The sequence below is a fragment of the Paenibacillus sp. RC334 genome (assembly GCF_030034735.1).
In the GTDB taxonomy this organism is placed as follows: Bacteria; Bacillota; Bacilli; order Paenibacillales; family Paenibacillaceae; genus Paenibacillus; species Paenibacillus terrae_A.
The window spans coordinates 3,472,734-3,491,468 of the sequence record NZ_CP125370.1; the positions used below are offsets into that span (position 1 = coordinate 3,472,734).

14 protein-coding genes are annotated in these 18,735 nt (G+C 50.4%); 1 reads left to right on the forward strand and 13 read right to left on the reverse strand.

Annotation, left to right across the window (positions count from 1 at the left end):
- Positions 1 to 2 precede the first annotated feature (2 nt).
- The 4 genes from QMK20_RS15990 to QMK20_RS16005 form a co-directional block, all read right to left on the reverse strand.
- A complete protein-coding gene (locus tag QMK20_RS15990; protein WP_283652390.1) occupies positions 3 to 1,895 on the reverse strand; it encodes a bifunctional homocysteine S-methyltransferase/methylenetetrahydrofolate reductase in 1,893 nt (630 codons plus the stop codon).
- 153 nt (positions 1,896 to 2,048) lie between these two features.
- Entirely contained in the window at positions 2,049 to 3,077 is a 1,029-nt protein-coding gene (locus QMK20_RS15995) for a hypothetical protein (RefSeq protein WP_283656292.1), read from the reverse strand.
- A 194-nt stretch (positions 3,078 to 3,271) separates the two neighbouring features.
- On the reverse strand, positions 3,272 to 4,105 hold the full coding sequence (gene dapF, locus QMK20_RS16000) for a diaminopimelate epimerase (RefSeq protein ID WP_283652391.1): 834 nt from the start codon (positions 4,103 to 4,105) through the stop codon (positions 3,272 to 3,274).
- A 116-nt stretch (positions 4,106 to 4,221) separates the two neighbouring features.
- Complete coding sequence (locus QMK20_RS16005) at positions 4,222 to 7,020, reverse strand: calcium-translocating P-type ATPase, SERCA-type (RefSeq protein WP_283652392.1); 2,799 nt, start codon at positions 7,018 to 7,020, stop codon at positions 4,222 to 4,224.
- A gap of 228 nt (positions 7,021 to 7,248) precedes the next feature.
- Between QMK20_RS16005 and QMK20_RS16010 the strand changes: the two genes are divergently transcribed.
- Positions 7,249 to 8,994 (forward strand): Rqc2 family fibronectin-binding protein, encoded by a 1,746-nt coding sequence (locus QMK20_RS16010; RefSeq protein ID WP_283652393.1) that lies wholly within the window; start codon positions 7,249 to 7,251, stop codon positions 8,992 to 8,994.
- A 197-nt stretch (positions 8,995 to 9,191) separates the two neighbouring features.
- Here QMK20_RS16010 and QMK20_RS16015 read toward each other — a convergent pair whose 3' ends face one another.
- The 9 genes from QMK20_RS16015 to QMK20_RS16055 form a co-directional block, all read right to left on the reverse strand.
- Entirely contained in the window at positions 9,192 to 10,061 is an 870-nt protein-coding gene (locus tag QMK20_RS16015; RefSeq protein ID WP_283652394.1) for a PHP domain-containing protein, read from the reverse strand.
- Positions 10,061 to 11,017, reverse strand: a complete 957-nt coding sequence (locus QMK20_RS16020) for a selenium metabolism-associated LysR family transcriptional regulator (protein ID WP_283652395.1) — start codon at positions 11,015 to 11,017, stop codon at positions 10,061 to 10,063. The genes QMK20_RS16015 and QMK20_RS16020 overlap by 1 nt, the downstream gene beginning before the upstream one ends.
- Positions 11,018 to 11,335: 318 nt before the next feature.
- Entirely contained in the window at positions 11,336 to 11,773 is a 438-nt protein-coding gene (locus QMK20_RS16025) for a hypothetical protein (protein WP_283652396.1), read from the reverse strand.
- A 229-nt stretch (positions 11,774 to 12,002) separates the two neighbouring features.
- Positions 12,003 to 12,263: a YlbG family protein gene (locus QMK20_RS16030; RefSeq protein ID WP_014282311.1), complete on the reverse strand. Its 261-nt coding sequence runs from the start codon at positions 12,261 to 12,263 to the stop codon at positions 12,003 to 12,005.
- Between the two features lie 39 nt (positions 12,264 to 12,302).
- Positions 12,303 to 12,743, reverse strand: a complete 441-nt coding sequence (locus QMK20_RS16035; RefSeq protein ID WP_014282312.1) for a YlbF/YmcA family competence regulator — start codon at positions 12,741 to 12,743, stop codon at positions 12,303 to 12,305.
- 106 nt (positions 12,744 to 12,849) lie between these two features.
- Positions 12,850 to 14,916 carry a helicase-associated domain-containing protein gene (locus QMK20_RS16040; RefSeq protein WP_283652397.1) on the reverse strand — a complete coding sequence of 689 codons (2,067 nt, stop codon included), beginning with the start codon at positions 14,914 to 14,916 and terminating at the stop codon, positions 12,850 to 12,852.
- 6 nt (positions 14,917 to 14,922) lie between these two features.
- Positions 14,923 to 16,746 (reverse strand): DNA repair helicase XPB, encoded by a 1,824-nt coding sequence (locus QMK20_RS16045; protein WP_283652398.1) that lies wholly within the window; start codon positions 16,744 to 16,746, stop codon positions 14,923 to 14,925.
- Between the two features lie 151 nt (positions 16,747 to 16,897).
- Positions 16,898 to 17,326: a CBS domain-containing protein gene (locus QMK20_RS16050; RefSeq protein ID WP_014282315.1), complete on the reverse strand. Its 429-nt coding sequence runs from the start codon at positions 17,324 to 17,326 to the stop codon at positions 16,898 to 16,900.
- 89 nt (positions 17,327 to 17,415) lie between these two features.
- Entirely contained in the window at positions 17,416 to 18,621 is a 1,206-nt protein-coding gene (locus tag QMK20_RS16055) for a M20 metallopeptidase family protein (RefSeq protein ID WP_283652399.1), read from the reverse strand.
- Positions 18,622 to 18,735: the final 114 nt, after the last annotated feature.

Here is an 18,735-nt window from a genome sequence, read left to right on the forward strand (position 1 = left end):
TATTATAGTCGAAACAAGGGGGCCTGCACACGGCCGGATTTTTGCCATACATAAGAAGTCAGCTCCGCCGTCATTTCATAGAACATAAATGGAGTCATTAAATAGATACCGTTAAAATGCTCCATCGCCGTATCTAGCAGCTCCTTGGCAATGGTCACGCCCATCGCGCGGCCTTCCGCCCCCTCCAGACCAGACATACGTGCACGAACCTCGTCCGACAACTGGATGCCGGGTACCTCGTTGTGCAAGTACTCCGCATTGCGCCCGCTGGCCAGCGGCATAATACCGATAAAAATCGGCACCTCCAAATGACGGGTCTGTTCCGCCATGGCTATAATCAGTTCGCGGTCGTAAACAGGCTGGGTCATAATGTAATCCGCACCGGAAGCAATTTTTTTCTCCAGCCGCTGCACAGCTTTGCCCAAATGCTTGACATTGGGATTAAAAGCGGCACCCACCACAAAATTAGCTTTTTGCTTGAGTGGCTTGCCGGAAAAAGCGATACCGTCATTCAATTGCTTGATCATACGTATAATTTCAAAAGAAGTCATATCATACACCGAGCTGGCACCAGGCAAATCACCGAACCGCGCCGGATCTCCTGTAACGGCCAATACATGATCAATGCCCAGCGCATCAAAGCCCATCATGTGGGACTGGGTACCAATCAGGTTACGATCACGGCAGGCAATATGAATTAACGGGCGCATGCCCGTTTCAAGGCTCACCAAATGTCCAAGCGCCATGTTGCTCATGCGAGTAACCGCAAGTGAATTGTCTGCCAGCGTAAGCGCGTCGGCCCCGGCCGCTTTCAGTGCCTGTGCCCCCTGCATGAACCGTGTAATGTCCAGATCGCGCGGAGGATCAAGCTCTACAATCACCGTATGCCGTTCCTTGACCAATTCCACAATGTTGGGTTCGCTGGCGCTTCTACCGTTGCCCCGTTCCCCTTCACGTGCAATCTGTTCCGGCTCAGCCACAATGACTGGCGCATCTGTCAGTATCTCTCTTGGAGCCAGAGGAGGAGGCTGCAAACCATTCAAAGCTTTTGAAATCGCTGCGATATGCTCTGGTGTGGTGCCGCAGCAGCCACCGATGATTCTCGTACCCAGCTCTACGAAGGAAGCAGCGCATTCCCCAAAATATTCAGGCGATGCACCATACACATAGTGACCATCCACATAATCCGCCAGACCCGCATTAGGATATACGGACAGCGGTACAGACAGCGGACCGTCCAGCTGCTCCATCACACTCATAATCCCCTGTGGGCCAGAGTGGCAGTTAAATCCGAGGATATCCGCCCCTTCATTTCGCAGCACCGTAAAAGCCTCCGCCACCGAAAATCCATCCTGTGTACGCCCTACCTGATCTACCGCAAACTGACAAATCACCGGGGTATTACTATATTTACGCACACCACGAAGGGCAATGCGCACTTCATCCAGCGAATAGAACGTTTCGCACAAAATGCCGTCCACCCCTTCGGAGAGAAGTGCATCAATCTGCTGATCATAGTTACGTGCCAGCTCTACCTTTGATATATTAAGCCGTTTGCCACCGCATATGGAGCCTACCGCACCCACCACATAGTGCTCTGGGCCAGCCGCTGCTCTGGCAATTCTCACCCCGGCACGGTTAATTTCTTCCACCTTGGATTCCAGCCCGAAGCGGGCCAGTTTATAATCGTTTGCAGAAAACGTATTGGTCTCCAGCAACCGTGCTCCCGCTTGTACATATTGACGATGCACGTCTGATATGACGTCAGGCGACGTGATATTCAGCTCTTCGTAAGACGTATTTACCGGAAATCCAAGCTGATATAAAAAGGTTCCCATTGCGCCGTCTCCGACAATAATTTCACGATCCAGCACAGTACGCAAATCCGGTTTCATGTCCTCTTCTCCACCCCGCTCTTTATTTTCATACTAATGTAACATAAAGAGACTGCAAACATAAGCCAAAAACAAAAAAAGCCGCCCCACTCCCCATATTTATGCGATCAGGAGCGAAGCAACTTGACTCATCATAGCTATATTCTATTACCTTTATTGCAATTTCCCATCGGCAGAATGAAGAGAGAATGCGTAAAAAGTTCCTTTTTTATTCACTTTACCCACAATAGAGGGCGTCCCCTTTTGTTTTTTGGAAAATGTATATGCATTCCCCTGGATTTCAACACTATAATCGGATAAGTTAATGTTAAATAACAGTTGGACCTTGGGCTTGGCCAGCTTCAAAGCTTCAGAGGCCGTATATTTAGGGCTGGTAAACGATTTTTTGAAATCCGTGTCATCGTTCCAGTCCACCCCAAAGGTGGATACAGCCAGCACTTTGCCGGTTACTGCGCCAATTTTGACCTCACTCGCCTCGCTTGCATCCTCAAACGACCAATAAGAAAGCCCTTTTGCCTCGTCCTTGTAACGTGAAGCATGCAGCACCGTGATACGCTGTCCGCTAACACGCTTGAAGCTGTTCACTGCACGATTTAGCAATACAGGGTCCACCTGCTTCAGCGGATAGTCGGCATTAATGGTGATGCTGTTGCCGCGATCCACATCAACGTACAGCGAGGAAGCCTTTTCCCCGGCCCCCCAGAACACCCAATAATTCGAAGGCTTGTTAGACTGGTAAGGGGATTTGACCCGCCAGAATGCCTCAAATTGCTGGGGACGCTTGCTATCAAACGCTTTGGCGCTGTTCAGCACTTTAGTTTTGAGTGGCGCGTCCATCGCTTTTGCCAAGCTGCTTATTTTATATCGAACGGTTGTAGAATCCACTCTGTTTTTTTCCTTATTATATTCCGTCTGAATCGTAGCTGTTCCATCCTCCAGTTCGCCCTCGACAATCCAGGTTTTACCCATATCCGTCACATCGTCAAATTGAAATGCCGTCTTCGTACCGATGAGTTCTTGTACTGCCTTTTCCAAACGATTCACGACAGTAGGGGTTAGTGAGCCGACCTGCTTATCAGTCGTTTTTTCCGCAGTAGCAGGAACGGTCGCGGCCTGAGCCGGAAGCGCGGCGACTACAAATATAAGAGCTGCAAACGCTGAAATCCAACGAAATTTCCGCACCATGAACGGCCTCCTTATCGTTTTCTCATTTTCTATATTATACATGGTTCAGACGTCAAAAAAAGACAGAATGTTGCTTCATGCCCCGCATTTCCTTCATTTTATACGAAAAAAGGCGAAAAAAAGAAGACCGGCTAAGGTCTTCATCACACTTATCCCAATCTTCCTCTATCACAATGCTGCATTCGCTTATTTCAGGACAAACGACCATCGTACACAATCTCAGCCGGCCCCGTCATATATACATGATTGTCATTCTCGTTCCATTCGATATCCAGATCTCCGCCCTTCAGGCTGACAATCGCGCGGCGGTCGCTATATCCGTTCAATACAGACGCCACAAGCGTAGCACAGGCTCCGGTTCCACATGCCAACGTAGGCCCGGCTCCCCGCTCCCATACTCTCATGTCAATGTGGTCCCGGCTTCGTACCGTAGCGAACTCGACATTTGTTTTTCTAGGGAACAGCGGGTGGCATTCCAGCTTCGGCCCCCAGGCTTCCAGATCAAAGCCAGGTGCATCCTCAACATAAATGACACAGTGCGGATTGCCCATGGATACAGCTGTAAAACGAAAGCCGCTGCCTCCAGCTTCGATGGACTGGTTGATGACACTAGCCAGATCCAGCGTTGTTGGAATTTTCAAACCCTCCAGAATCGGTTCTCCCATATCCACCTTCACTTGACGTACAAGTCCGCCCTCTACGGTCAATTCGACCTGCTGCACACCTGCACCCAGCGTCTCAATCGTAATCTGATCACGACTGATATGCTTGCGGTCATACACATATTTGGCTGCACAACGGATGGCATTTCCGCATTGCTCAGCCTCCGAGCCGTCTGAATTAATGATGCGCATGCAGAAATCCGCTCTTTCAGATGGCAATATATATACCAGACCGTCAGCGCCGACACCAAAATGTCGGTCACACAGCCGAACAGCCAATTCCGAAGCGTCAGGCGGCAATTCCTGATACCCAAACCAAACGATAAAATCATTACCCAATCCGTGCATTTTTGTGAATTCCATAGCTTCCCCCCGCCGTTGCTGCTAATCTCATGCTCCTTATGAAGCTTTGGTTCCATGATAGCATACGGGGCAAAAAGGGAAAAGTGATGCAAGTATGTCTGTCCCGAGCAGGAAGCTTAAGCCGAAAACTTCGTGCGCCCTGGAGCGAAGCGCGTATGTCCGCCACGACGACGGTTGCGTCTGCCACCCCATACGCTTCCCGCCCCCATCAGGAAGGTCGGAATACCGGCAGCGACAATGGAAAGCGCCCATTCGCGGAAGCCGAGCGGTACCGTTTTGAAAATAGGTTGCAGCACAGGTACGTACATAACCACCAGCATCAGCACCACCGAAGACAGCACGGCAAGCACGAGATAACTATTTTGAAACGGATTACGGTGGAAAATAGAACGGGAGCTGCGACAATCAAACACATGAATGAGCTGTGCCAGCACCAACGTGGCGAAGGCAACCGATTGTGCCTTGACCAGTTGTGCCGCGTTATCAGGCGCGATACGCAGTGTCAGCCAGAACGCCGCAAGCGTACATAAGCCGATCAGCAGGCCGCGACTAATGATTTTCCAGCCAAGACGGCGGGCGAAAATATTTTCCTTCGCGCCGCGTGGTTTGTGCTCCATAAGATCCTTTTCCGGCTGATCTACACCCAGAGCCATCGCGGGAAGCCCGTCAGTCACCAGGTTCACCCATAAAATCTGAATCGGAAGCAACGGCAATGGCAAACCGGCCATCATCGCGAAAAACATCGTCAAAATTTCACCGACATTGGAGGCAAGCAGATAACGGATAAATTTACGAATATTTTCGTAAATATTTCGCCCTTCCTCAATCGCTGCTACAATCGTCGAGAAATTATCGTCGCTGAGCACGAGCGCAGCCGCTTCCTTGGTCACATCCGTTCCTGTTATGCCCATCGCAATACCGATATCCGACGCCTTAATCGCTGGCGCGTCATTCACGCCGTCTCCAGTCATGGCTACGACATGCCCGCGTCTTTGCAGCGATTTGACAATCCGCAGCTTATGCTCCGGGGATACCCGCGCATATACAGAGACCATGTCTACTGCTTTGTCCAGCGCCGCATCATCCATCACAGATAGCTGCTGTCCGGTCAGCACATGCGAGCCGCGCTGAAAAATGCCTAACTGCTGCGCAATGGCCTCAGCTGTTGTACCGTGGTCGCCCGTAATCATCACCGTGCGGATGCCAGCGCGGCGGCACTTGCTAATAGCTTCGCGGGCCTCGCGGCGCGGCGGATCAATCATACCCGTAAGGCCGATGAAGATGAGCTGATTCTCAGCCTCTTCCACCGAGACGACACGCTCATGCGAGCGGATATCCCGGTAAGCGACACTCAGTACACGGAGTGCCTCCGAGGCCATTCCTTCGTTGGCTGCCAGCACCTTTTGGCGCAGCGTGCCCGTTAGTGGAACGACATTCCCTTCCCATAAAATGTAGGAGCACTGACCTAACAGCACATCCGGCGCGCCTTTGGCAAATACGATATGCCCTCCTTGATGCCTTACAAGTACAGACATCCGTTTCCGCTCCGAGTCAAAAGGAAATTCGCGTTCCCGTGTATACAGCTCATTCAGCCCCTGGCGCGTAACCCCGCCCTTGGCGGCTAACGTGACAAGCGCCCCCTCCGTCGGGTCGCCTTTCAGCTCCCAAACAGCGGACGGCATCGGCTCCTTGGTTTTCTTTTTTGAGCGTAGCTCATCCATGTCGGCTTGAACAATTTCCGCGTTATTGCACAGCACGCTGGCTTGCAGCAGTCTGCGAAGTGATTGTCCGTTTTTGAGGTCCGCAGGAGCATCCCTGTCCATAATATGTCCGTGCGGGTCATAGCCCTCTCCTGTCACTCCCCAGAAGCGACCGTCCACCCATAGCTTGGTGACCGTCATTTTGTTCTGGGTCAGTGTACCTGTTTTGTCAGAGCAAATGACAGACGCACATCCGAGCGTTTCAACCGAAGGCAGTTTTCTCACAATCGCCTTGCGTTTGATCATACGCTGCACGCCCAAGGCGAGCGCAATCGTCACAATGGCAGGCAAGCCTTCCGGTATAGCTGCTACAGCCAAGCTCACCCCTGCCAGGAACATACTCATCGCTGGCTGTCCATGCAGGATACCCGCTACGACGACAAGCACCGTTAACGCCAGTGCTACAATGATCAGAATTTTACCCAATTGCTCCAGTCTGTGCTGCAACGGGGTCTCCTGAGACTCCGTATTTTGGATCAAGTCTGCGATTTTGCCCATTTCCGTATTCATGCCTGTACGAATAACGACTCCCTGAGCTGTACCTCTGGTCATCATTGTGCCCATAAAGCCGATGTTCTTTTGATCTCCCAGCGGTACCTCGGCGGCATGAATAGGACGGCAATGCTTGCTCACTGGAACCGATTCGCCAGTCAGGGCGGATTCCTCCACATCGCAGCCATTCGTGCTCAGCCATCTTATATCTGCGGGAATACGATCGCCGCTTTCCAATAGCACGATATCACCCGGTACCAGCTCTCTGGCCTGAATCTGAATCCGTTTGCCTGCTCGCAGTACTTTAGCGGTCGGAGCGGACATCTGCTTCAAAGCTCGAAGCGAACGTTCAGCTCTAAACTCCTGCACAAAACCAAGAATTCCATTCAGCACAACAATAGCAATAATGGTAATCGCATCCAGATATTCGCCGAGCAGGCCGGATATCAGTGTGGCTCCCATCAGTACGAGCATCATAAAATCCTTGAACTGATTCAGCAGCAGCAGGATCGGCGAGACACGCTTCCCCTCGCTCAGCTCATTCCATCCTGACCTTTCTCTTCTTTCCGCAAGCTGTTCCTCCGAAAGACCCTGCTTCGGGTCGACTTCCAGGCTTGTTGAAAGCTGTTCATTGCTTAATTGGTGCCAGTGTGCTTGTTCCATTCTCCCCAATTCCCTCCCGGTCAGATAGTCCGTTTCCGTCGGTAGTGCGTAGGATGGCTGCCCGTAATTGCGTTTTTGTGCCACGAATGCTGATAAGCTGGACAGACTTTCTAGATTCAATCTATTCGGACAGGACCTGAAATATCACAATGCCGCTTAAGTTTTGTCCCAAAGTTATGTATCATAGAAGGAAGGCAAAAATATTTGCTTCAAAGGAGAACAAACATTATGGCATTGGACGGAATCGTAACCCGCGCTATCGTACACGAGCTGCAAGGCATCCGGGGCGGGCGCATCAATAAAATACATCAGCCGAACGATCACGATATCTTACTGAATCTGCGGGCTCAAGGCGGGAGTGTCAAGCTGCTGCTGTCGGCCAACCCGACATTCCCGCGTGTACATTTTACAGAACAAAGCTTTCTCAATCCGACGGAGGCCCCTATGTTCTGTATGCTGCTTCGCAAGCACTGCGAAGGTGGTATCATCGAAAAAATTAGCCAGGTGGGCATGGAGCGTATTATTCACATGGATGTGCGTCAGCGTGATGAGCTGGGGGATATTTCACTCAAGCGAATTATCATTGAGCTGATGGGCAGACACAGCAACATTATTTTGCTTGACCCGGAAACAGGCGTTATGCTGGACGGCATCCATCATGTTACACCGTCTATCAGCAGCTATCGGATCATCATGCCCGGCTTTCAATACACGGAGCCTCCTGAACAAAATAAGCTGAATCCGCTGGAAACGGAAGAAACAGCTTTCGCATCCTCATATCAGACAGCTATCGAAGCAGAAGAAGCTCCCAAACGCTGGATCGTGAACACCTTTACTGGACTGAGTCCCCTTATTGCCGAGGAGATGCTGACCCGAGTTTCCAACGAAGCACCTGCTGAGGATTATCGTCCGCTGTGGAATACATTTAGTCACATCATGGATGACGTCCGGGATCATCGTTTTCAGCCGGTATCCGGTCTGAACGCACAGGAAAAAGTGATATTTTCTGCCATTCCCCTCACGTTGATTCAAGGAGAGCGCAAAGAATACACTACGATCAGCGAGTGTATGGAGGACTTTTTCGGTGAAAAAGCAGAACGGGATACGGTCAAGCAAAAGGTCAGTGACCTGCTGCGCTTCCTGCAAAATGAACGGAGCAAAAACGTAAAAAAACTAGACCATCTGCATCAGGATTTAGCTGAGGCCGAGGACGCTGATCAATTTCGCATTTACGGGGAGCTGCTGTTCGCTTCGCTGCATGAAGTGAAAAAGGGCGACAAGGAAGTGACGCTCACCAACTTTTATGATGAAGAACAGCGTCCAATGACTATCCCGCTGGACCCGTTGCTGGGTCCATCAGATAATGCGCAACGGTACTTCAAAAAGTACAATAAATATAAAAACAGCCTGGCTGTCATTGATGAACAACTGGAGAAAACACACGAAGAAATTCGGTATATGGACAATCTCCTACAGCAACTGGCTCATGCCTCCATGAACGATATCGAGGAAATACGTGAAGAATTGGTTCAGCAAGGCTATCTCCGAGACCGGGTCAAAAAAGGGAAGAAAAAGAAGAAAACTGACCGTCCAACCTTACACGTATATACGTCATCCGAAGGCATCGAGCTGCTGGTCGGCAAAAACAACTTACAGAACGAATATGTAACGAACCGACTGGCCGGGCCTAATGACACGTGGCTGCACACGAAAGATATTCCGGGGTCACACGTCGTTATTCGCGCTGAGCAATTCGGAGACACAACGCTGGAGGAAGCAGCTCAGCTCGCTGCCTATTTCAGCCAGGCCAAACAGTCCAGCAGCGTGCCCGTAGACGCCACCTTGATCCGGCATGTGCGCAAGCCTAGCGGAGCCAAGCCCGGCTTTGTTATCTACGATCATCAGCGCACGCTCTTCATCACACCCGACGAGGAGCTGGTCAAAAAGCTGCCAAATCGCATCAAAAACGGCTGAGCCGCACTAGCATAATCTAGTAAATAAGTATCCATTCAGGAACGCCCGCCACGAAGCATAGCATAGCGGACAAGTTCCTTGCATGCACTTAAAGCCCCTTATCTTGTGCAAAGCCACACTTCATGTGTGCAGACACAATACAAGGGGCTATTTGTGTTTCCTATTGCTGTTTCCTATCGTCATTCTGTGATACATTTTCATATATGTGCAATAGCAGCCTTTCTCAACTCCTCCACGACCTGACTCTCCACACTACGGCTGCCCAGATCACCGTGAAAAATAACGCCTTGGCGTGCACCATGAAAATCCGAGCCACCAGTCGGGATCAGCCCGTAGTGTGCCGCCATTGCGGCATATCGACTCTCAGCCGCATCATCATGGTCTGAATGTCGCACTTCCAAGCCCGCAGGCTTCGCCTCCTCTACAATGGAGCGAACCAGCTCATCATTGCCATACAATCCAGGGTGAGCCACCACTGATACCCCTGCTGCTTCCCGAATCCAGCTTATGGCCTCCGCAGGCTCCACTCGGGGCACAGACACATAACCGGGCGCTCCCTCTGCCAAATAACGGTCAAACGCATCCCTCATATCCTTCGCATAGCCTTTTTGCACCAGCGTATCCGCCATATGCGGACGTCCAATGCTTTCATCTTGCGCCAGCGGTCTGCCCATCGTAGCTACCACCTCATCCAGTGTGATTTCCACACCCAGGCTACGCAGCCGACTCAAAATCAGATCATTGCGGGTATCCCTCGCCTGACGTAGCTTTTCCAACCGTTCCAAAAAAACTTCATTACGGTAATCCATAAAATAACCGAGTATATGAATATCCTTACCACCTGCCCGTGTGCTAATTTCCACACCCGGCACCACTGTAATGCCCAATCGCCGCCCTTCCTCAAGCGCTTCCTCCAGCCCAGCTACCGTATCGTGATCCGTAATTGCAACCCCTGCCAGTCCTTTTTCCTTGGCCCAACGCACATTGTCCGCTGGTGGCTGCATTCCGTCAGATGCCTGAGTGTGAGTGTGTAAATCGTATCGTCCCGAATTCGTCTGCTCCTCCATTACGCATTCTCCTCCTCTTTCATCTCTGCAAGCTCGTCCACCGTATCCCCGGACACGTTCGTTCCCTGATCATGACGACGCAAGAATGACAGAAAGGTCACCACCGGAATCGGCAATAGCGCTGATTTCAGATGAATGGCATAAAACTCGCGTTTAAAGGTGATATCGGAAATATTTACGATTTTCAGCAATCCGAGTGCAACCTCGTGCTTCACCGAAGAAGGCGATAGCATCGTAATGCCTAATCCCGCCTCCACCGCCGATTTGACCGCTCCAGTGCTGCCCATCTCCATAACGATGGAAAGTCGGGACGTATCAACACCACGGCTTTTCAGCTCATCCTCTATCACCTGCCTTGTACCTGACCCCTTTTCTCTTGCTACAAAAGGATGCTTAAACACGTCCTCCAGAACTACCTTTTTGGCCTTGGCCAGTACATGATCCGAAGGAACAATCAGCTTCAGCTCATCCTGCATCACGGGCTCCACCACGATATCCGGGTGTTGAATCGGTGCTTCAATCAGCCCTAAATTCAATTGATGCTTTAAAATATCATCCATAATTTGAGTCGTATTCATTACATTCATTGCCATGCGTATATGAGGGTACTCCTGACCAAACGGCCCCAACATTCTCGGCACAATGTACTCGCCAATCGTAAGACTTGCGCCAATATGTAATCTCCCCTCCAGCATGTGAGTAAAAGCAGACATCGCCTCATCAGCTTCACGAATTAGCTGCATGCTTTTTTTCGCAAAAGGCAGCAGTGTCGCTCCTGCCTCCGACAGCTCGATTTTTTTGGTAGATCGATGCAGTAGCTTCGTACCAAAATAATCTTCCAAAGACTGAATTTGCATCGTCACGGCAGGTTGCGTCATATGCAGCGCTTGCGCCGCTGCCGAGAAGCTCCCCCGCTCCGCTACCGTATAAAAAATATGCAGCTGATGAAAGTTCATACTAACAGCCCTCTCCCCTCTCTGATCTCCTTATTTTAACATAAGAAAAACATCTGTCGAAGGATTCCCAAGAAAACAGACCTAAATTAGTGGATTTTTATTATAGATTTTATAAATAAGCATTTTGCATAAATCCCAAGAGCGATTTCAAATCAGCAATATATAGATCAAAATCGGTCTAGTTTGTCTATATATTGTACTTTTAAGCGTCGGAAATCGAATGATGCAAAATGCTGAAATAAAAAAAGTATGCAGCTGATTCCTGCATACTTCTAATAGATAAGGTACTAGACGATATCCCTTCCGCCAAATCAACGTCTATTTCCGTTTGCGGGTGCTTTTCATCAGTGTCATACGCCGCGAATGGCGCAACCAGGAATAGTATGACTTCAAATCCCGCAGTTCAATGGTCTCTGACATCCTTCCCAAAAAGGTGATCACAATCATTTTGTGGAGCGGGTTACCCGCAATATCCATTTCGCCAGGCAACTCACCAAACTCGGCCACGACGACCAGGTCACCATCAATTAAATATACATCCTCTTCATTGTGATAATAGGACTCCATCCTGTTTTGCTTCAGGCATTCCCAAAGCCAGGCGGCGATATGATTCGTTTCGTACTGTTTCTGTTCTATACGGTCTAAGTAGCGTGTTTGCGCATGATTTGTAATCACAATATCGGCGACCTTCTTGTCGCCCATCTCTACGTAGAACGGTTCGTATGTACTCCATCGCTGCATTGCCTTGTCACGCACGGGATCACTCTCCCCACCAGATAGGTCTTTATATCTACCAATATATTCATATGTTACCTCAACAGACCCGGGACTACAAGTTACAAAATTGAAGTTTATCGCTAATTTTTAAAGATTATTTTAGGTCTATCAGCATTAAGGCTATTATGCAAAAGTCCTGACTTTATAAAAAAAAGCCAGCCCATAGGCCGACTTTTTAATAAAACTTGAAAAATAACACCTTTAAAAATTATATTTCATACTCTTTTAATTTTTCCTTATCGTCGTTATACTCCGTCCTTATCTCATTTCGGAAGGAGCGTTCGACCTTGCGCACATAGGAAAGCCTGCGAATATTTTTAACGGTATCCTCTGCCCGATCCGCATTCATGTAAATGACAACATAATGCATACGCCTCGAAATATAGTGGACATTCCCGTATTTCTCCAAATTGCGGGCAGCCTTGATATCGCTTACCCAAATGATGTACCCTGTCCGCTCGGCAAACATTCGCTTCATCTCCCCTCCATTCGATATCATCCCTATGGCCTATCCGCAGGAGCACTTGCCTCCGCTACCGCAGCCACCCTTTTTCACATTCGGATCATTGCTCGGCACCTTAATGGTGTCGGACACAGAATAAGCAATCGTTTCGGACATGGCATGGAGCATATCATCCAACGCCCTTTCTGCCCGTTTGAACTCCTGAACCTCCTGAAATTGTTCAAGTTCCAGTTCAACGAGCTGCACTGCATCCTTCGCTTCATGAAAGTTTGGGTGAAAATGCCCAAAGCGTTCCGTTTCCGCGAACAGCTCCTTTTTGGCATCCAGCTTGCGTACACACGCCTGAATCGACGGATTCAATTCCACACGCTGTTTCCAATATAAATAATCCGATACCTCAAAGGACCGGTTGACCATATCGCCCAATTCATAGGCGTTAATAAGCACTTCTGCCATATTGACCGTATTCAATTCGGCTACGCTCATGAATGTTCATCTCACTTTATATAAAGTTCTACTGGTAAAGTAGACTCATTTATCATACCACATCCTTCTTTTGAGAAGAAGGAGTTTCATGCACATCCTGGCTCTTCTATGTAAAAGGAACCAGCAGGCGCATGTCCGACCATTCCCCCGGCTGTAAAGTCGTGCGGGGCAACGTCTCACCGTCCGTTCCGGTAGCATACCAGCCAGTCACACTCCACGGCTCACCGGGAGCCACCGCTTCCGGTATCCATTTGACCTCTTTTTCACCGATTCGCAGTCCTACCGCCGCTTGCCAGCGAATCGCCTGTTCCATGAGCTGCCGAGCGGTGGATGCATGGTAGCTTCTCCATTCTTTCGTCCATGACGCGGGTACTGCCAATTTCTCTGGAAAATAATCGGATGGGTCAGGTAGCGTATGCTCCCGTTCATAAAAATGCAACGTCCGCCCCGTATAAACCAAACCTGCCCTTCCCTCTTGAGAAAACATCGGCCATTCCTGAGTTGAGTCTGTTAACGTTTCGCCAACCGTCGTTTCTGTATCATCCACATCAAATAGACTGTTGGAACTATCCGTACAAATTCCCTCCGTTTCCGCAACCAGCGGATAACGGTGAACAGGCTCGTCCACCCCCTCCAGCTCCCGGCGCGGACTTAGCCCAATCGTAGCAAGTGTCCTGCGGATTTTGGCAGCCGAACGTGCCGGAATAATAAAGTCCCTTTCACCAATCCGTTCAAGCAATCCAGCCAGTCCGGGGTGACGTGCAGCAGTGTCTGCGTCCTCTCGGGTACCACAGCGCAGAAGTGTTACCGTTGCAAACGCTATCCGTCCCACATCTCCTGCCCACTGCTCCACTGCCACGCGTACATGGTCAGGCACGCCTGTCCGGCTAAACTTGTCCAGAAGAGCAGGAATAGCTTTGGCCTCCATCCCCAACTCGATCGCCTCTGTAACACTGTCTCGGGTGATCCGGTATACCACCATTCGGTCCCCCGTCACACGTTTGCAGAAGCATTCCAGCTTCCAGCGCACATCATAAGCTACATCCGGTGGCACCAATATTTCAAAATCCGGCTGTACATAAAAGGTACCTGGCTCCTGAACCGCATCCTTCTCATCATCGGAACGAAGCATATCCAGCACCGGTACGTTCCAGCGAAAACACAGTTCTCCCGACGCGGTCAGCCCCCAATCACCCATTCCAAAGGCGGTCAGTGCGGTCAGCCATCCCTTAACCATATCTATGTATTGTCCGTTAAAGTTGAAATCAGAGACTGTGTTGCCCTCAATTCTTACGGGGCTTGCATGAATAGCAGCAAATTCCAAAGTATTACTACTTTTCCGATCCTCTTTACTCAGACTCTCCTGCGTAATCAGTCCCGTCTGAGTCATCCATTGGAGCAACGGCCCGATATGTATCCAGCCTTCTGGTCCCGCATGAGTGGAGGCCACACACAGCATATACCGAAAATGCTGCATAGACGCTTCGGCCTTGCCGTACCTTTCCATGAGCGTGACAAGAATATGCTTGCGCATTTGCCAAGCGGACAAGCGAACCCACGCTGCCAGCCCGGATTCCTGAACATGAAAAGAAGCAGCTTCCTTCACCAGCAGACCCAAGCTGAGCAGCAAGTCCATCATCACCACCGTTTGCACCGGATATAGCTCGGCGTGCGCATATTGTAGCCCAAGTCCAGTCAAATCTTTCGGATGAAAGGGAGTCAGCTCGTTTAGCTTTTGCAGCGACCGTTTATGAATGGTCCCTTTCGCTGTCAAAGGTACTCCCTGCACTGCAATACGGGACAACACATGTAGCAGCTCCGCTTCCAGTCCCGTCATTGCTTCATGCACCGTCAGCGGTTGGTCTGTATCCATCGCTTTCATCGTACTTTGGCTTTGCTCCAACAGCATTTCGTACAGATCTGGCAGCCGATAAACCGGAATATATAACATTCGTTCGCCCCACGATTTGGTAACCGCCTCCAGCCAGCCCCGGTCGCGCAGTCCGTGCAGTGCCAGTTTCGTTTCGGCTCCGCTCAATGCTCCCCGGGTAAGCCGTAATGGCTCTTCTTCCTTCATGGGCTGTCCCGCGTGTCGGATAAAGCATCGACGTAGCACCAACAGCTCATCCGATGCAAGCTCCTTCCAGCCGCCTTCCGTGTCCGTTACGCCCATCCTTGATTACGCCTCCCTTTTCTTTCCACCAGCTTCGGTCTCATCATTCAGGTTACTGATAACCTCCCCGGAGCTGAATCTGCGAATCGCATATTCATAGCCCTGCTCAATCAGAAACAGCTGACGACGGGCTGCAAATTCCGTCTCCTTACTGTTTTCCGTCACCAGCGCATAAAAATAAGCCTTATTTTCACCAGACTTTGGTCTCAAAATGCGGCCAAGCCGCTGTGCCTCCTCCTGACGGGAGCCAAAGCTGCCCGATACCTCAATAGCTACGGCCGCATCCGGCAAATCCACAGCAAAGTTCGCCACCTTGGACACCAGAAGAGTCCGAATTGTACCGTTGCGGAACGCATCGAACCACCGCACCCGTTCAGCCTGGCTCATAGACCCGGTTATCAACGGCACACTCAGCTCCTGCGCCAATATACGCAATTGATCCAAATATTGCCCAATAATAAGCGTGGGCAAGCCCTTGTGCTGTTGCATCAGGCTGCGCACCGCTTCCAGCTTGGCCGGATTTTCGGCGGCAATCCGATACTGCTGCCTGCCTTCAGCACGCATACTACGCTCCAGAAGTGCAGCCGACATGGGAAGCCGCAGCTCCACACAATCGACCTGAGCGATCCAGCCCTGTCGCTCCAGTTCTTTCCACGGCATGTCGTACCGTTTCGGTCCGATCAAGGAGAACACATCCCGCTCACACCCGTCCTCCCGAACCAGCGTCGCGGTCAATCCCAAACGACGGGTGGCCTGAATATCCGCCGTTGCCCGAAATACCGGCGCAGGCAGCAAATGCACCTCATCATATACAATTAACCCCCATTTGCGCTCGCTAAGTAGCTTCATATGCTCAAATCCTCCATCTTTAGTACGGCGATGCGTTAAAATCTGGTAGGTTGCCGCTGTAATCGGACGCACTTCCTTTTTCTGTCCACTGTATTCTCCAATGGAATCAACAGGAATATCCGTCTTTAGCTTCAATTCCTCAATCCATTGCCGAACAGATGTGGTATTGGAGGTTAAAATAAGCACCTCGCACTGAAGCCGCTCCATCACCGCCATACCGATTACGGTTTTTCCCGCTCCACATGGAAGCACCAGCACACCGCTGCCACCCAGACCGTCTGCCCCTTCAAACGCATCGGCTGCCTCCACTTGATAATCACGAAGCTTCAGCTCCGTTTGTCCCTGACCCAGAGAAAAACGAAGCTGATTCCCCTCAAGATAGCCTGCCGTATCCATGACCGGGAATCCAAGTCGTGCCAGTTCCTGCTTGAGCAGGCCCCGATTTTCTGGCAGAACCGACACGGTCACTTCACTGTCACGAAGCAAACCAAGCTGCTGAAGATCCTGCTTGAGCAGCAGTTCATCCAGTAAAGCCGGGCTGTCCGCCGTTAGTATCAAGCGGTCGACCGCTGTACAGCTATGAGTTTTATCCGTTTCCATGCCTATAGTTGCATCCTGCTCTATACTGTTCAGATCAGCAGTATGCATGCTGTAACGGCCCTCTTCTTCCACTCTCGCCCGTGACAGCCTAAGCGTCCCGTAACGGGCGACGAGCTGTTCAATATCCTTTAACAATTCACGGGGAATTTCCCAACGGGACATGGATTGTAGACTATGTTGAACATCGGCGGCACTCCACCCAAGGGCGGCCGCATTCCACAGGGACAAGGGAGTGATGTGATATGTATGAAAAGCGGATGGGCTTTTAACCAGCTCCGCATAGACCTGCAACTGTGAACGTGCATGCTCCGAAGCGGGCAGGCCGATTTCCAGCAAAACGGTAAAATCGCGTTGTACAATACAAGGGTGATCCGGATTCATAATTACCTCCCGTCAATCTATAACACATCATCTTAAAATCTATATAACAAACAGTTTGTCCGTTTATTCGCAGATCAACCGGAATAGCAAGAAGTCCAACCCGTATATGGGTTGAACTCCTTATCATCCAAGCCTATCCTTGCTTTTTTACCTAGTGAACCTGCTCTGAAATATGGCTAAGCGCCTCTCCAGCGTTGTCTGCAAAAATATTACGTACGGCCAGATCGCCAATCGAAACAATCCCGATCAAACGATCCCCTTCCGTTACCGGCAGACGGCGGATTTGCTGCTCCGCCATCAGCTCGGCTGCTTGATCCACCGACATGTCGGCTTGAGCGGTACGGATGCCTGTTGTCATCACTGTGTCGACCGAACTAGAGCCGGAATGCTTAGCCGCATAACCGCGAACGACAAGGTCACGGTCCGTTACCACACCGATGAGCTTGTCACTGCCTTCACTCTCCACAACCGGGATAAAACCGGTGTCGTTGTCCTTCATTTTGAGCGCAATTTCATAAATATTGTCTTGCGGGGTAACCGTTACACATTTTTCAGTCATAACTTCCTGAACCTTTTTCATGGGTACTCCCTCCTTTTCAAGAGTAGGGTACCCCATTTCATTCTGCTCATACACCGAATCAGCTCATACCGTTTCAGCTCCGTTAGCTGTCAACGGCTGGAATTTTCTGCTTTTCGCTCCGCTGCATATCCGGTAGACATCGCAATAAACAAACGAACCGCCTTAATCATCGCGTCCTCGTCAAAATCAAACTTAGGGTGGTGATGCGGATAAACGGCTCCTTTAGCAGGGTTACCCGCTCCCACGAACATGAAGCAGCCAGGCACACGTTCCAGATAATAAGCAAAATCTTCGGCAGGCATCAGCTTCGACGCTTCCTGAACTTTTCCCTCACCGAAAACGGGTCCTGCTTCCTTAAAGAAACGCGAAGCTTCGTGCGCATCATTTACAACAGGCGGGTATCCCATAATATAACGAATATTGGCTGTTGTTCCGTAAGTTGCCGCTGTAAGCTCCGCAACCGCATGTAGCCGATCCTTCATCACCATCCGGGTTTCCTCATCAAACGTACGAATCGTCCCACTCAGACGGCATGTTTCCGCGATCACATTTTGCGCAGCCCCCCCTTGAATCGTTCCTACCGTCAACACAGCAGGTTGCAAAGGGTCTACTGAACGGCTCACGATGCTTTGCAGTTGCATAACAAGAGCTGAGCCCGCTACCACACTATCATGGGTGGACTGAGGCATACCGCCATGACCACCCTTGCCCGTAATTTCAATATAAAAATCGTCCGCCGCCGCCATCAACGGACCTGCGCAACTCGCAGCCGTTCCGACCGGAAAGGGTGTCCACAGATGGATGCCGTAAATAACGTCCACACCTTCCAGCACACCATCCTTCAGTACATTGACCGCACCGCCGGGCAACAATTCCTCCGCAGGCTGGAACAACAACCGTATTTCTCCTACCAGCTCATCCCGATGCAGACTAAAATAGTAAGCCGTTCCTAGCAAAACGGACGTATGCCCGTCATGTCCGCATGCATGCATGACTCCATCTATGCTGGAACGATATTTGCATTCTTTTTCATCCTGAATGGGGAGAGCATCCATATCGGCGCGCAGCATCACAACAGGCCCGGGCTTGGAACCACGAATGGTACCGACAACACCGTGCCCCCCTACTTGACGGCGGACCTCAATACCCCAGCTCTCCAGCTTGTCCGCTACAAAGGCTGCCGTTTGGCTTTCCTGAAAAGAGATTTCAGGATTTTTATGTAAATATCTGCGCCACTCCACCATATGTTCCTGTAGCTGGTCAAACCAGCTCTTATCTGTCGAATGTTGTGTCATATTGCTCCACCTCTCCTTTTAAGGCACCGGTTAAAACACCGGGTAGCTTCCCGATAAATCTTGCAGATTCACAACGTATGTGCCACTGCTCTCAAACCTAATTTTGTATTCTAT